Annotated in this window: 12 protein-coding genes; 10 read left to right on the top strand and 2 right to left on the bottom strand. The window is 66.0% G+C overall.

All coding sequences use genetic code 11. The features are described 5' to 3' along the window. A partial coding sequence (locus tag VMS96_02315; GenBank protein ID HVP42234.1) for a hypothetical protein occupies window positions 1-410 on the bottom strand: 410 nt, incomplete at its 3' end. Between the two features lie 231 nt (window positions 411-641). On the opposite strand from VMS96_02315, the gene proC reads away from it, so the two are divergent. From proC to VMS96_02265, 10 genes are all read left to right on the top strand, one after another. Further along, window positions 642-1,505 (top strand): pyrroline-5-carboxylate reductase, encoded by an 864-nt coding sequence (gene proC / locus VMS96_02310; protein ID HVP42233.1) that lies wholly within the window; start codon window positions 642-644, stop codon window positions 1,503-1,505. A 283-nt stretch (window positions 1,506-1,788) separates the two neighbouring features. Continuing rightward, window positions 1,789-3,573, top strand: a complete 1,785-nt coding sequence (ilvD, locus tag VMS96_02305) for a dihydroxy-acid dehydratase (GenBank protein HVP42232.1) — start codon at window positions 1,789-1,791, stop codon at window positions 3,571-3,573. 12 nt (window positions 3,574-3,585) lie between these two features. Then, entirely contained in the window at window positions 3,586-5,295 is a 1,710-nt protein-coding gene (gene ilvB / locus VMS96_02300) for a biosynthetic-type acetolactate synthase large subunit (protein ID HVP42231.1), read from the top strand. A gap of 7 nt (window positions 5,296-5,302) precedes the next feature. Then, window positions 5,303-5,860 carry an acetolactate synthase small subunit gene (gene ilvN, locus VMS96_02295; GenBank protein HVP42230.1) on the top strand — a complete coding sequence of 186 codons (558 nt, stop codon included), beginning with the start codon at window positions 5,303-5,305 and terminating at the stop codon, window positions 5,858-5,860. Window positions 5,861-5,878: 18 nt separating this feature from the next. Beyond that, entirely contained in the window at window positions 5,879-6,898 is a 1,020-nt protein-coding gene (gene ilvC / locus VMS96_02290) for a ketol-acid reductoisomerase (GenBank protein HVP42229.1), read from the top strand. A gap of 8 nt (window positions 6,899-6,906) precedes the next feature. After that, the gene (locus VMS96_02285) at window positions 6,907-7,857 is read left to right on the top strand and encodes a branched-chain amino acid transaminase (protein ID HVP42228.1); all 951 of its coding nucleotides are present in this window, start codon (window positions 6,907-6,909) and stop codon (window positions 7,855-7,857) included. 167 nt (window positions 7,858-8,024) lie between these two features. Next, the gene (locus tag VMS96_02280; protein HVP42227.1) at window positions 8,025-9,434 is read left to right on the top strand and encodes an ammonium transporter; all 1,410 of its coding nucleotides are present in this window, start codon (window positions 8,025-8,027) and stop codon (window positions 9,432-9,434) included. Further along, window positions 9,431-9,769 carry a P-II family nitrogen regulator gene (locus VMS96_02275; protein HVP42226.1) on the top strand — a complete coding sequence of 113 codons (339 nt, stop codon included), beginning with the start codon at window positions 9,431-9,433 and terminating at the stop codon, window positions 9,767-9,769. The genes VMS96_02280 and VMS96_02275 overlap by 4 nt, the downstream gene beginning before the upstream one ends. Before the next feature lie 17 nt (window positions 9,770-9,786). After that, window positions 9,787-12,378, top strand: coding sequence for a [protein-PII] uridylyltransferase (gene glnD / locus VMS96_02270; GenBank protein HVP42225.1), 2,592 nt, complete (start codon window positions 9,787-9,789; stop codon window positions 12,376-12,378). A gap of 150 nt (window positions 12,379-12,528) precedes the next feature. Then, a complete protein-coding gene (locus VMS96_02265) occupies window positions 12,529-12,813 on the top strand; it encodes a hypothetical protein (GenBank protein ID HVP42224.1) in 285 nt (94 codons plus the stop codon). A gap of 61 nt (window positions 12,814-12,874) precedes the next feature. Here VMS96_02265 and VMS96_02260 read toward each other — a convergent pair whose 3' ends face one another. After that, complete coding sequence (locus tag VMS96_02260) at window positions 12,875-14,311, bottom strand: pyridoxal-dependent decarboxylase (GenBank protein HVP42223.1); 1,437 nt, start codon at window positions 14,309-14,311, stop codon at window positions 12,875-12,877. Window positions 14,312-14,666 lie beyond the last annotated feature (355 nt).

The raw sequence follows: 14,666 nt of genomic DNA, 5'->3' as shown, positions 1-14,666 counted from the left end.
AAGATACTGTTGCGGACGGCCCGCGCCACCAGTCGCGCGAACAGTCTTGGCTCCCACTTCACCATGCCGATCTCTGAGCCGTCCTCCACCCCGCTGAGGGTCTTTGTATAAGGATGCGATTGTCCCATCCGCAGCACCAGCTTGAGCTGGATCCGGGGCGGATTCTTGGGATTGAGCTGGTTGGCCAGTTCGCGCAGGGTTTCGTTGACGATCCGTCGCGCCAGCGCAGCGGGGGCCTCCCCCCGCGAGGCGGTGGCGATCTCGAATGCTACCCCCGACGCCAACTGCGTGGGGCCGATGGCTTGATTTACCGCCGGGGCATCGTACGCCGACCCGATGCTTCCTTGCTGTGCCTTTGCGGGCGCGATGGCGAAAAAAGCAGTTAGCAAGACGACCGCCAGTGGTTTCATGCCGCTCACCTGCCAGGTGGATCTCGGGGGTGCCGCAGCGCCGGGCGCCCCGCAGTTGCCCGGGAGGTTATGGCGAGCCGGCCCGCCTGTCAATGACAGAAATCACAGTCCTTCTCTTGTCCGGTCCCGAATTCTGATACGCTCCATGCACCTTTTTCTGTGATCGAGTCCCGCTCGACGGGTGCTCTCTCCCACGAGCGACCCTGAGCGGAAGAAAGTTGGACGAGGGCTGTGAAGAAGACTGGCAAAGGCAAGGGCTCAGCGGCCAAGCTGGACGCGGCCCTGGCGAACAAACGAGTGGCGGTGATCGGAGCGGGCAAGATCGGCAGCATCCTGCTGCAGGCTCTGCTGCGGAAGGGGCTGCCCAAGTCCCGGGTGCGTGCCTCGGTGCAGCACGCGGAGAGCGCCCGCTCACGGAGCGTCGCGCTGGGCGTCGCGGTGGGCACCGACAACCGGGCGGCAGCGCGCGGCGCCGACATCATCCTGATCGCGGTCAAGCCGCCGGCGGTGGGAACCGTGCTGGAGGAGATCGGCTCCAAGGTCACCCGCGACCAGCTCATCATCTCGGTGGCGGCGTCGGTGCCGACCAGCTACATGCAGGGCCGCCTGCCCGCGGGCGTCCCGCTGGTGCGCGCCATGCCCAACACCCCCTGCATGGTGGGCTCGGGGATGACCGGGATCTGCAAGGGCCAGAACGCCAATGAATCGCATCTCGAGATCGCCCGCCACCTCTTCGAGACCGTCGGCCGGACGGTGGTGGTGGACGAGAAACATATGGATGCAGTGACCGCCCTCTCCGCCAGCGGCCCGGCATACATCTACATCATCCTGGAATCGCTGGCCGAGGCAGGCGTGAAGGTCGGCCTGCCGCGGCACATCTCGACCCTGATGGCGGCCCAGACCGCCCTGGGGGCGGCCCAGGTCACGCTTGAGACCGGGGACCATCCAGCGCTCTTGAAGGACGCGGTCACCACCCCCGCCGGTTGCACCATCGACGGCATCCTTGAACTGGAGGAGGGCAAGCTGCGGGTGACCCTGATCAAGGCAGTGGTCAAGGCCGCCGAGCGCGCCAAGGAGCTGATGTTCGCGGAATAGCAAGTTCGGCCGTCACAACCGACTGTTGATTTTTTCGATAGTTCGTATCGAAAGTTCCGCATCCGGCCCCGGTACCCCTAAGGTTATAGTCATCTTTCTCATGTCATGCATCGGCCACAACGTGGTTGGGGTACTGCTGCTTAGCGTAGGCATTCTCCTGCCTATTTCACCCCTTGTGGCCGGCGGGACTTGAGCTAAGTAGAAGAAAGAAAAAGTTCAAGCCCACCGCCAAAGGCGAGTGGGCTTTTTCATTGATGTCGGCACTTTTCTTGAAGGAGGCCTGATGGCCACGCGCGAACCAGCTCCGCGCCCCAACTTCTTCGGCGAACCGCGGGAATCTCCCAGCCTCTCCGGGTTGCCGGAGGCGCGTAGGCGCAAGCCGGCCCCGGCGGCCAAGGAGGCGGCATCCCAAAGGCGCAGCGGGGCGATCACGGACGGCCCCAGCCGGGCCCCGGCCCGGGCCATGCTGAAGGCCGCGGGCTTCACCGACGCCGACCTGCAGCGGCCCATCGTCGGCATCGCCAACACCTGGATCGAGATCGGGCCCTGCAACTACCACCTGCGCGAGCTGGCGGCACACGTCAAGCGCGGTATCCGCGCCGCCGGCGGTACTCCCATGGAATTCAACACCGTCTCCATCTCCGACGGCATCACCATGGGCACGGAAGGCATGCGGGCCTCGCTGGTCAGCCGCGAGGTGATCGCCGACTCCATCGAGCTGGTGGCGCGCGGCAATCTTTTCGACGCGCTCATCGTGCTGGTGGGCTGCGACAAGACCATCCCGGCGGCGGTCATGGCGTTGCTGCGGGTGAACGTCCCCGGGCTGGTGCTCTACGGCGGTTCCATCGCGCCGGGAAGCTTCGAAGGGCATTCGGTGACTATCCAGGACGTCTTCGAGGCGGTCGGCGCCCACGCCCGCGGCCAGATGAGCGATGCCCGCTTCGCGGCGCTGGAGAACAGCGCCTGTCCCGGCGCCGGCGCCTGCGGAGGGCAGTTCACCGCCAACACCATGGCCACCGCCTGCGAGTTCCTCGGGATTGCGCCCATGGCGGTTTCGAGCGTGCCCGCCAAGGACATGGAGAAAGCGGAAGCTGCCGCCCAGGCCGGCGAGTTGCTGATGCAGCTCTACGCCAAGGATGTCCGGCCCAGAGACATCGTCACCCGCCAGGCGCTGGAGAATGCCATCGCCAGCGTGGCGGCGACCGGCGGCTCTACCAACGCCGTGCTGCACCTGTTGGCGATCGCGCGCGAGGCCGACGTCGCTCTCACCATCGACGATTTCGATCGCATCAGCGCCCGCGTGCCCCTGCTTGCCGACCTCAAGCCCGGTGGCCGCTTCGTCGCCACCGATCTGTACCAGGCGGGAGGCACGCGGCTGGTGGCCCGGCGGCTCGCCGATGCCGGACTGCTTCACAAGAAAGCTGTCACCGTCTCCGGACGGACGATCGGTGAGGAGGCGGCCGACGCCCTCGAGCTCCCCGGCCAGCAAGTCGTGCGGCCACTGCAGGACCCGCTCAAGACCAGCGGCGGCATCGTGATCCTGAAAGGAAACCTCGCCCCCGACGGCTGCGTGGTGAAAGTCGCTGGACATGATCTGCTCGCCTTCCGCGGCCACGCGCGCGTCTTCGACAGCGAAGAGCAGGCATTCGCGGCGGTGCAGGGCGGCAAGGTCAGAGCCGGGGACGTGGTGGTCATCCGCTACGAAGGTCCGCGCGGCGGCCCCGGCATGCGCGAGATGCTGGCGGTGACCGCGGCCATCCGCGGCGCGGGCCTGGGCGACTCGGTCGCCCTGCTGACCGACGGCCGCTTCTCCGGGGCGACCCATGGGCTGATGGCCGGGCATGTGGCTCCGGAAGCGGCCTGTGGCGGCCCCATCGCCGCGTTGCGCGACGGCGACACCGTGGTGTTCGACATCACCCAACGCAAGCTGCGGGTGGAGCTTCCGGATCGGGAGATCAGCGCCCGCCTGGCCGGCTGGAGTGCGCCCAGGCCCCGCTACACCAGCGGCGTGATGGCCAAGTACGCGCGCCTGGTTTCCTCGGCGGCCACGGGAGCAGTGACGGATTAGGAAGGAATGACCATGAAAAAGACCGGTGCAGAGATCATCTGGGAATGCCTGGTGCGCGAGGGCGTGAAGCACGTCTTCGGTTATCCCGGCGGCGCCATTCTCCCGACCTACGACGCCATCTGGAAGTATCCGGTGCACCACGTGCTGGTCCGCCACGAGCAGGGCGCGACCCACATGGCCGACGGCTACGCCCGCGCCAGCGGCGAGGTGGGTGTGGCCATCGCCACGTCGGGGCCGGGCGCCACCAACATGGTCACCGGCATCGCCACCGCCATGCTCGACTCCTCCCCCATCGTTTGCATCACCGGCCAGGTGGGCAGCAAGCTGATCGGCTCCGACGCCTTCCAGGAGATCGATATCACCGGCATCACCCTCCCCATCACCAAGCACAACGCGCTGGTGACTCATCCCAGCGAGGTCGCACGGACCTTGCGCGAAGCCTTCCACATCGCCCGCTCCGGACGGCCGGGGCCGGTGCTGGTGGACATCACCAAGGACGCGCAGCAGGGCTCGTGCGACTTCGACTGGCACAAGGCGGAACCGCAACTGCCGGGCTTCCGTCCACCGCTGGCCTGCGATCCGGCGGACTTTGAGAAGGCCCTCACCCTGATCGCCAATGCCAAGCGCCCGCTCATCCTGGCGGGACACGGCCTCCTGCTCTCCGGCGCCACCGAGGCGCTGCGTCTGTTTGCGGAAAAGGCCGACATCCCGATCGCCATGACCTTGCTGGGCATCGGCTGCCTCTCCGCCCACCACCCCCTGAACCTGGGGATGATGGGCATGCACGGCGAAGCCTGGGTCAACCACGCCATCCAGGAAGCGGACCTGCTGATCGCCCTCGGCATGCGTTTCGACGACCGCGTGACTGGCAACCTGAAGACCTACGCCAAGCACGCTGCCAAGATCCACGTCGAGATCGACCGCGCCGAGATCAACAAGAACGTCAAGGTGGACGCCGCCTTGGTCGGCGATGTCGGCCGGGTGCTGGAGCAATTGGTGGCCGAGGTGGACCCCGGCGACCATGCCGAGTGGCTGGCGCACATCCGCCGCTCCAAGGGCGACTGCGCCGTGCGCGACATCCAGAACCTGCCCGACAGTGGCCACCTCTACGCCGCCCACGTCATCAATGACCTGTGGCGCGAGACCGGCGGCCACGCCCTGGTGGTCTCCGACGTCGGCCAGCACCAGATGTGGGAGGCGCAGTACTACCACCACACCGAGCCGCGCTCGCTCATCACCTCGGGCGGCCTGGGCACCATGGGGTTCGCCCTGCCCGCCGCCATCGGCGCCAAGTTCGCCCGGCCCGACGCCGAGGTCTGGGTGGTGGTCGGGGACGGCGGCTTCCAGATGACCATGGCGGAACTGGCCACCGTCGCCCAGGAAGACATCGACATCAAGATCGCCGTCATCAACAACGGCTACCTGGGCATGGTGCGGCAGTGGCAGGAATTCTTCTACGACCGCCGCTATCACGCCACCCCGCTCCGCAATCCCGACTTCGTGAAACTGACGGAAGCCTTCGGCCTGCGCGCCATGGCGGTGCGCCAGCGCTCGGAGGTCGGACCGGCGGTGCAGGCGGCGCGCGAACACCGGGGCTGCTGCCTGATCGAGTTCCATGTGGAGAAGGAAGACACGGTGTACCCGATGGTGCCGGCGGGCGCCGACCTGCACCAGATGATCCGGCGTCCCGATCCGCGGGTGCCGGCGACAACGGAGAAATGAGGCAACGATGCTGAACACATTCGTGGTGTACGTCGAGAACAAGCCGGGCGTGCTGAACCGGGTGGCTTCGCTCTTCCGGCGGCGGGCCTTCAACATCGAGTCGCTGACCGTGGGGCACACGGAACAGGCGGGCGTCTCGCGCATGACCATCACGGTCGAGGCCGACGAGCATGCGGCCCAGCGCATCGAGGCCTACCTCTACAAGCTGGTCAACGTGCTGCACGTGCAGAACGTGACCGCGCTGCCCGCCATCTTCCGCGACCTGGCCATGATCAAGGTGGCGGCCGACGAGCACTCGCGCACCCACCTGATGCAGTTGGTCACCGTCTTCCGCGCGCGGGTGGTGGACGTCGCGCCCGAGTCCATGGTCATCGAGATCACCGGCACCGAGGACAAGATCGACGGCCTGCTCGAGGTCCTGCGCCCCTACGGCGTGCTGGAGATGGTGCGCACCGGCCGCGTCGGCATGTCGCGCGGCTCGAAATCGTATTTTTCGGCTGCCGGCCAGTCACAGACCACAACCGCGCACAGCGACTTCTCCGAAGACGTGCAGTGTTCGGTGTAACCAGCGAGGAGCAAAGCAATGGCGAAGATGTATTACGACCAGGACGCAGACCTGGAACTGATCCGCAAGAAGAAGGTGGCGGTCATCGGCTACGGCTCGCAGGGCCACGCCCACGCCCTCAACCTGAAAGACAGCGGGGTGGCGGTGCGCGTGGGCTTGCACGACGCCAGCCGCTCGCGCAAGACCGCCGAAGCCGCGGGCCTGGAGGTGGTGGGCGTTGGTCCGGCGGCGGCCTGGGCGGACGTCATCATGCTGCTCACGCCCGACACCACCCAGCCCGAGCTCTACGCCAAGTGCGTCGCGCCCCAGCTCAAGCCCGGCAAGATGCTGATGTTCGCCCACGGCTTCAACATCCGCTACGGCACCATCCAGCCGCCCAAAGACGTGGACGTCACCATGATCGCGCCCAAAGCGCCGGGGCACCGCGTCCGTGAGCTCTATCTCGAGGGCGAGGGCACGCCGGCGCTGCTCGCGGTCCACCAGGATGCCACCGGCCAGGCGAAGGCCCTGGCGCTCTCCTACGCCAAGGCGCTGGGCGTCACCCGCGCGGGGGTCATCGAGACCACCTTCACCGAAGAAACCGAGACCGACCTGTTCGGCGAGCAGACGGTGCTGTGCGGCGGCGTCAGCGCCCTGGTGAAGGCTGGCTTCGAGACCCTGGTCGAGGCGGGGTACCAGCCGGAGATCGCCTACTTCGAGTGCATGCACGAGCTGAAGCTGATCGTGGACCTGATGTACCGCGGCGGCCTCAACTACATGCGTTACTCGGTGAGCGACACCGCCGAGCACGGCGATTACACCGGCGGTCCGCGCATCATCACCGAGGAGACGCGCAGGGAGATGCGCCAGATGCTGCGCGAGATCCAGGACGGCACCTACGCCAAAAAGTGGATCGCGGAGAACCAGCAGGGCCGGCCGTGGTTCAAGGCCCAGCGCGCCCGCGAGCAGGAACAGTTGTTGGAGCGCGTCGGAGCGGAGTTGCGCAAGATGATGCCCTTCCTCGACGCGGTGAACGTCAGGCCAGATCTACAGGGGTGAGGAGAGCCATGAGCCAGTCGTCGCAATACGTTTGGATGAACGGCAAGCTGTTGCCGTACCAGGAAGCCACGCTGCATTTTCTGACGCCCGGTCTGCATTACGGGATCGGGGTCTTTGAAGGGATCCGCTGCTACAAGACCAGCGACGGCCCCGCCATCTTCCGCCTGGGTGACCACCTGGAGCGCCTGCTGCAATCAGCGCGGGTGCTGGGATTCATCGACCTTCCCTTCTCCCTGGAAGAGCTGACCGAGGCCACCAAGCAAGTGGTGGCCGCCAACGGATACGTCGAGTGCTACATCCGCCCGCTGATCTACCTGGCGGAAGGCGGATGGAACCTGAGCCTGGATTCGGGAGTGCCGCACGCCGGCATCGCGGTCTGGAAGTGGTCGAGCTACCTGGGCGAGGAGGCGCTGCAGAAGGGTGTGCGGGCGAATACCGCTTCCTTCACCCGCCATCATCCCAACGCCACCATGACCAAGGCCAAGATCGCGGGCAACTACGTCAACTCCGTGCTCGCCAAGACCGAGTCGGTGCGCCTGGGCTTCGATGAAGCCATCATGCTCGACCCCCAGGGGTACGTGGCCGAATGCACCGGGGAGAACCTCTTCCTGGTGCGCAATGGCGTGCTCTACACGCCTCCTTCGGCCGCCATCCTGGAGGGCATCACCCGCGACACGCTGCTGCAACTGGCCGCCGACCTCGACATCGACCTGGTCGAGCAGCCCATCTCCCGCGACCAGCTCTATAACGCTGACGAAGTCTTCGTGTGCGGCACCGCGGCCGAGGTCATCGCCCTGCGCGAGATCGATTTTCGGCCCATCGGCGCCGGATGTACCGGCCCGGTCTGCCGCCAATTGCAAGAGGACTTCCATCAGGTGGTGCGCGGCCACCATCCGCGCTCGGCGGAATGGCTCGAGCACGTGACCGCCACCGAGGTGGGCTACGGTCACGGCGTGTGATTCCTGTCGGATACAGGAGTCAGGAGTCTTGAGTCGGCAGCCAGTCGCTGACTCCTGACTCCTGACTACCGACTCCTGGGCGCGATCGGCCATAACAATTTCTAATCACGGCGATAAGTAGTTTTGATTTCCGTACCGCGTCGCTCGCAGGTAGATTGAAGTTTTCCATGCAAAAATCCCTCATTTTCGGTTTAGCCGCCATCCTGTTTCTCGCGTGTGCGCAGGCAGCCATCGCGCAGGCGCCAGGCGGAAGCGCGGCCGATGCGCGCCTGGCCAAACTGGAGCAGCAGGCAGCTGACGCCAAGAGTTCCGCCGACAACGCCTGGATGCTGGTGAGTTCCGCCCTGGTGCTGCTCATGACCGGGCCCGGCTTGGCGCTGTTCTACGGCGGGCTGGTGCGCAAGAAGAACGTGCTGGCCACCATGATGCAGAGCTTCGCCCTGATGGCGCTGGTCACCGTCCTCTGGGCGCTGGTTGGGTACAGCCTGGCTTTCGGCAGTGGCAGCAGCGTGATCGGCGGCCTGCAGCACGCCTTCCTTCGCGGCGTCGGGGCGCAACCGGAAGCCGCCTATGCCGCCACCATCCCGCAGCAGACCTTCATGGTCTACCAGCTCATGTTCGCCATCATCACCCCGGCCCTGATCACCGGCGCTTTCGCCGAGCGCATGAAGTTCAGCGCCGTGGTGCTGTTCATGACGCTGTGGTCGTTCCTGGTCTACAACCCGATGGCGCACATGGTCTGGGGCAAGGGCGGGCTGCTGAACGCCGCACTGGGCGGGCGATTCCCCACCCTCGATTTCGCCGGCGGGACCGTGGTGCACATCACCTCGGGAGTCTCGGCGCTGGTTTGCGCCCTCTATCTGGGACGCCGCCTCGGATATCCGCAGGAACCCATGCCGCCGCACAGTGTGGTCTTGAGTTTCATCGGGGCCTGCCTGCTGTGGGTCGGTTGGTTCGGATTCAACGCCGGCAGCGCGCTGGCGGCGGGCAGTCTGGCGACCAGCGCCTTCGTGGCAACTCACTTCGCTGCCGCCGCCGCGGTCGTTGCCTGGAGCGTCGCGGAGTGGATTCGGAACGGCAAACCCAGCGCGCTCGGCGCCATCTCCGGCGCAGTGGCGGGTCTGGTCGCCATCACGCCGGCGGCTGGGTTCGTCGGCCCCATGCCCGCCCTGGCTATCGGATTCGTCGCCGGCGTCTTCTGCTACCTGATGGTGGCCAGGGTAAAGGCCAGGTTCGGGTACGACGACTCCCTCGACGCCTTCGGCGTCCACGGCGCCGGCGGGACCATCGGCGCGCTGCTGACCGGCGTCTTCGCCAGCAGCGCCATCAATCCGATCTTCCACGACGCCCAGGGCAACCCCCTGGCCTCGGGGCTGCTCGAGGGCAACGCGCGCCAGTTGTTGAACCAGGTCGTCGGCATCGCCATCGCCTGGGCGCTCGCCATCGTGGGCACCCTCGTCATCCTGAAGGTCGTGGACCTGACCGTGGGCCTTCGCGTTTCGGACGCGCACGAGATCCAGGGCCTGGATCAGACCCAGCACGGCGAAGAGGGCTACTACTGGGAGGCGCAGGCGTGACCAAGCTCGAAGCCATCATCCAGAGCCACAAGCTGGACGCCGTCAAGACCGCTTTGCAGGAGATCGGCGTCCAGGGCATGACCGTCCTCGAGGCCCGCGGCCATGGCCGCCAGAAGGGCCACACCGAGTTCTATCGCGGCCGCGAATACACCGTGGACCTCATCCCCAAAATCAAACTGGAGATGGTGCTGGCCGACGAAATGGTGGAGAAGGCGGTCCAGACCATCATGACCGCCGCCCGCACCGGCAAGATCGGCGACGGCAAGATTTTCCTTTCCCGGGTGGACGAAGCCATCCGTATCCGCAACGAGGAGCGCGGCGAGGGCGCGCTCTAAGCCTCGGAGGCGCCGCCATGACCACGGCACCCAAGCTGGGCGGCGGCTTGCGCGACCTCCACAGCCAGACCTCGACGCGCATCCAAGAGGAGTTCGCCGCCTCCGGCGATGGCCGCCGGGCTCTGGAGCAGCGCACCGCCCTGGTGGACGCCATCGCCATCCGCCTGTGGCAGGAGATCATCTCTCCCCATCCGAACGGCCCTGAAGGATTCGCCCTGGTCGCCCTCGGCGGCTTCGGGCGCAGGTGGTTGTTCCCCCACTCCGACATCGACCTCCTTTTTCTTCACGCTAACGGCGACAGCGAGCGGTCTTTCAAGGATCCGGTGAGGATGCTCTCCCAGGAGCTTTGGGACCTGCGCATGCGTTTGAGCCCGACCACGCGCACCCTGGCCGAGTGCGATCGCCTCGACGCCGACAACGTCGAGTTCACCATCTCTCTGCTCGATTGCCGCTACCTGGCGGGCGACCCGCGGGTCTTCCGGCGTTTGCATGACGAGGTGGTCCCCAAGCTGGTTGTCCGCGAGTCGCAAAGCTTGGTGCAGGGCCTGGCCGAGGTCACACGCGCCCGCCATGGCAAGTTCGGGAACACGGTTTACCACCTCGAGCCCAACGTGAAGGAGACGCCGGGCGGGCTGCGCGACCATAACGTCGCCTGCTGGCTGGCGCTCATCTCCGCCATGCACAAGCTGCGCGATTGGCCGGAACGGCGCACCTTGCTGGGCGAGCGCGCCCTGAAGCAGCTCGACGAAGCCCTTGATTTCCTGATCTCGGTGCGCTGCTTCCTGCATTTCCGTCACGGCCGCGACGACAGCACTCTCACCTGGGAAGCGCAGGACGAGGCCGCCGCCCGCAACATCGGCGGCGCCCAGCCGGCGGCCCCGGGCGCAGCCCAGTGGATGAAGCTGTACTTCGGGCATGCGCGCTCCGTGCGCCGCATCGCCCTGCAGTTGCTGGACGAGGTCCCCGCCGCCTGGTCCTCCCTCCACCGCCAATTCCAGAACTGGCGCTCGCGCCTTTCCAACGCCGACTTCTCCGTGGTCGACGGGCTCATCTACCTGCGCCAGTCATCGGCGTTACAGGATCCCGACGTCCTGCTGCGCATGTTCCATTTCCTGGCGCACCACGGCCTCAAGCTCAGCGCCACCACGGAACAGAAGGTGGAGCAAGTGCTGCCAGCGCTCGCCGCTACGCCACCCCGCGGCGCCGGGTTGTGGCTCCATCTCTGGGAGATCCTCGTCCAGCCGCATGCCGCCGACGCCCTGCGCGCCATGCATTCCCTCCGCCTGCTCACCCTGCTCCTGCCCGAGCTGGAATCCATCGATTGCCTGGTGGTGCGCGATTTCCACCACCGCTTCACCGTGGACGAGCACTCCTTCCTGGCCATCGAAAACCTCCACCGCCTGCGCCAGTCGCAGGCCGAGTGGGACAAAGGGTACCGCGAGATCCTCGAGGAACTGCTTCAGCCGGAGCTGCTCTATCTCGCCCTGCTGCTGCACGACACGGGAAAGGGGCTCGCGGCGGAGAGCCACGTCGATGCCAGCCTGGAGATCGCCGACCGCTGCCTGGCCCGCCTGGACCTCGATGCCGAGGACCGCGAGACCGTCCGCTTCCTCATCCGCTGTCACCTGGAATTCTCAGAGGCCCTGCGCCGCGACATCTTCGACCCGGCCACCATCCGCGCCTTCGCCGAAAAGATCGGAACCCCCGAACGGCTGAAGATGCTCTGCCTGCTCACTTACGCCGACATCAAGTCAGTGAACCTCGAGGCGCTGACCCCCTGGAAAGCGGAGAACATCTGGCAGCTCTACATCGCCACCTCTGCCCACCTGAACCGCTCCCTGGATGAGCGTGTCCACGGCAACGGTGACGGCGGATACCTTGCACGCCTGCACAGCCTGGCCCCGAGTGCGACCAGGAAACTCAAATCGTTCCTCGAAGGCTTCCCCAAGCGCTACCTGCAGTCCTACCCACCGCAAGCTATCCTGCAGCACTTCAACCTCGCCGCCGCGCTCGGTCAGGAAAGCGTCCAACTCGACCTCAAGCGCGGCCGCCACTGGTTTGAGCTGACGCTGGTGACCAAGGACCGGCCCCGGCTCTTCGCCTCCATCACCGGCGCGCTCGCCGCCTGGCGCATGAACATCGTCAAGGCCAATGCCTTCTCCAATGAGGCGGGGACGGTGGTGGACACCTTCTACTTCACCGATCCTTTTCGCACCCTCGAACTGAACCTGCCGGAGTGGGACCGCCTGAAGCGCGACATCACGGCCGTCCTCCACGGTGAGGCCGACCTGGAACGCATGTTGCGCGATCGCTTACGGGGAGACAAGAATGGAAAGGTGCGGGTGTCGGTGGAGACCCGCATCGAGTTCGATGATCAAAGCTCCTCCGGCAGTACCTTGTTGCAGATCGTCACTCAGGACCGCCCCGGGTTGCTCCATCGCATCGCCTCCTGCCTGGCCCGCGAGCACTGCAACATCGAGATCGCCCTCATCGATACCGAGGGACAGATGGCGATCGATGTCTTCTATCTGACCGCCAAGAAGGGCAAACTGGCCCGCGAACACCAGCAGCGGCTGGAAGCCGCCCTCCACCAGGACTTGGGCAGCTAGTGTCATCCCGAACGGCTGGTAGCCTTGGGTTCAGCCCAAGGTCTCCGTGATGGACCTGCTTCTTCTTCTCCGACTTGCCGCCAGCCCGCCTCCGTACTACGATACAAGTCCTCCCCGTACCCAGGTCCCGGACCCAGGCCCGAGCTTCTTATGGCGACTTGTGCGACATCCCAGGCGACCCCGGTTGCGGCGTCCGCCCGCTGCGTGCACATCGACCGATTGCGCGAGGAAGCCAAGCACTTGCAGGAAAAGCTCCGGCTCAGCCGGCAACAGGCGCGGCAGCACGAGAAGCAGGACCGTCGGGACGGCAGCCGCAGCACTCACTCCAACGACTACGAGCTCTTCCTGCAACGCAAGATCCAGAAGAACTCCCTGCGCATCGCCCACCACATCGCCGAACACGGCTGCGAAAAGCTCGGCCACGACCGAGACTAGTGTCATCCCGAGCGCCTTCAGGCGTGAGGGATCCGCTTTTGTTCTTCATTGGGGTGCGGCGTTAGCCGCTGAGGGCAGCCGCCGTCGCCCGCACCAGCTCCCAGCACCGTTCCACGTCCTCCCACGTCGTGCCGAGATTGCCGATGGCGATGCGCAGCGTCACCCGGCCATTCAACACCGTCGGTGAGATGTATGCCTTCCCGCTCTCGTTGACCCTTTCCGCGATGGCCCGGTTCTCCTCGTCGCTGCCCTGGTAGCGGAAGCACACCACGGAGAACGGCGCCGGCGCCACCCGCTCGAACTGCGGCTCGGCATCCACCAGCCCCGCCAGCCGCTGCGCCCATTCCATGTGGGCGCGCAGGATGCGCACAATCCCCTCCCGTCCGAAGTAGCGCATGGTCATCCACAGCTTCAGGGCGCGGAACCTCCGTCCCAGCGGGATGGCGTAGTCCATCAGGTTGATCTCACGCTCCGCGCCCGCGGTGCGCAGATACTCCGGCGTCAGCGAGAACGTACGCCGCAGGATGTCGGGATACCGCGTGTAGAACGCATTGAGGTCCACCGGGACGAACATCCACTTCATCGGGTTCACCAGGAAGGAGTGCGCCCGCTCGCAGCCTTTCAGGATGTGCTGCCTCTCCGGGACGATGGCCGCGATCCCGGCATACGCCGCGTCGGCATGCAGCCACAGCCTGTGCCGCTCGCAGATGTCGGCGATCGCCGGCACCGGGTCCACGCTGGTCGAAGAGGTCGTGCCGATGGTCGCCACCACGCAGAACGGCTTCCGCCCGGCGCCGATGTCCTGCTCGATCGCCGACGCCAGCTCCTCCGGCCGCATGCGGAATTCCGCGTCGCTGGCGATCTTGCGCACGTTGTCCTGCCCGATCCCCAGCGCGATCGCCCCCTTCTCCACCGACGAATGCGCCTGGTCGGAGGTGTACAGCACCAGGTTGCCCAGGCTGCCGCGCGCATGCGCTGTCGGGTCCACGAACTCCCGCGCCGCCGCGATGGCGTGCAGGCTGCCCACCGACGCCGTGTCGTAGATGATCCCGAAAAAGTCGCCCGGCAGCCCCATCCACTGCCGCAGCCAGGAAAGTGACACTTGCTCCAGCTCCGCCAGCGCCGGCGAAGTCTTCCAGTGCAGCCCGTTGGTGTTGAGCGCCGCCGTCAGCAGCTCCCCGATGATCGCCGGCGCCGACGAGCTGATGGCGAAGAAGGCGAAGAAGTCCGGGTGGTTCCAGTGCGTCACCGCGGGGATGATCAGTTTCTCGAAATCCTGCAGGATCGCCTCGTAGCTCTCACCCCGCTCGGGTGCCGACGCCGGCAGCGCATCGATCAGCTCCCCCGGCTTGATCTGCGACACCACCGGATACTTGCGCGGATCGCGCAGGTACTCCGCCGTCCAATCCACCGCCTGGTGGGCGGCGCGGCGGAACTGCTCGATGTACTCCGCGGTGATGAACGAAGAGGCGGCCGGTCGTCCGCTTTCGGAAGGCATGAATGCAGCTCCTCAAGAAACAGGATTCTAGCCCATAGGCAGTTTCCCGAAGTGAAATGCCCCTCCCGAACTGGAAATCGGTTACCAAAGCCATCCCCCGAGTACCTCGGTTATCTGGTGGATATGGCGCTGCAGCGCATACTAGGCCTAGCGGACCAGGACACCGGACGGTGGAAGTGAACGTGCTCGCCCAGTAGCAGCACGACGTCCGGGATCGAGGTGAGCATGGCACGCCAGGAACAACGCGAACGCATCGTCCTGCCGGTGAAGATCCACGGTAGCAACGCCCGGGGCGAGCCGCTTTCCGAGAACGCCTGTGTTACCGACGTCAGTCGGAATGGCGTCCGGGTCGAGG

This window comes from Terriglobales bacterium (assembly GCA_035543055.1).
Classification (GTDB): Bacteria; Acidobacteriota; Terriglobia; order Terriglobales; family Acidobacteriaceae; genus JAIQFD01.
The sequence above is the reverse complement of the archived record's forward strand: the minus strand, read 5'-3'. Positions and strand labels throughout refer to the sequence as shown.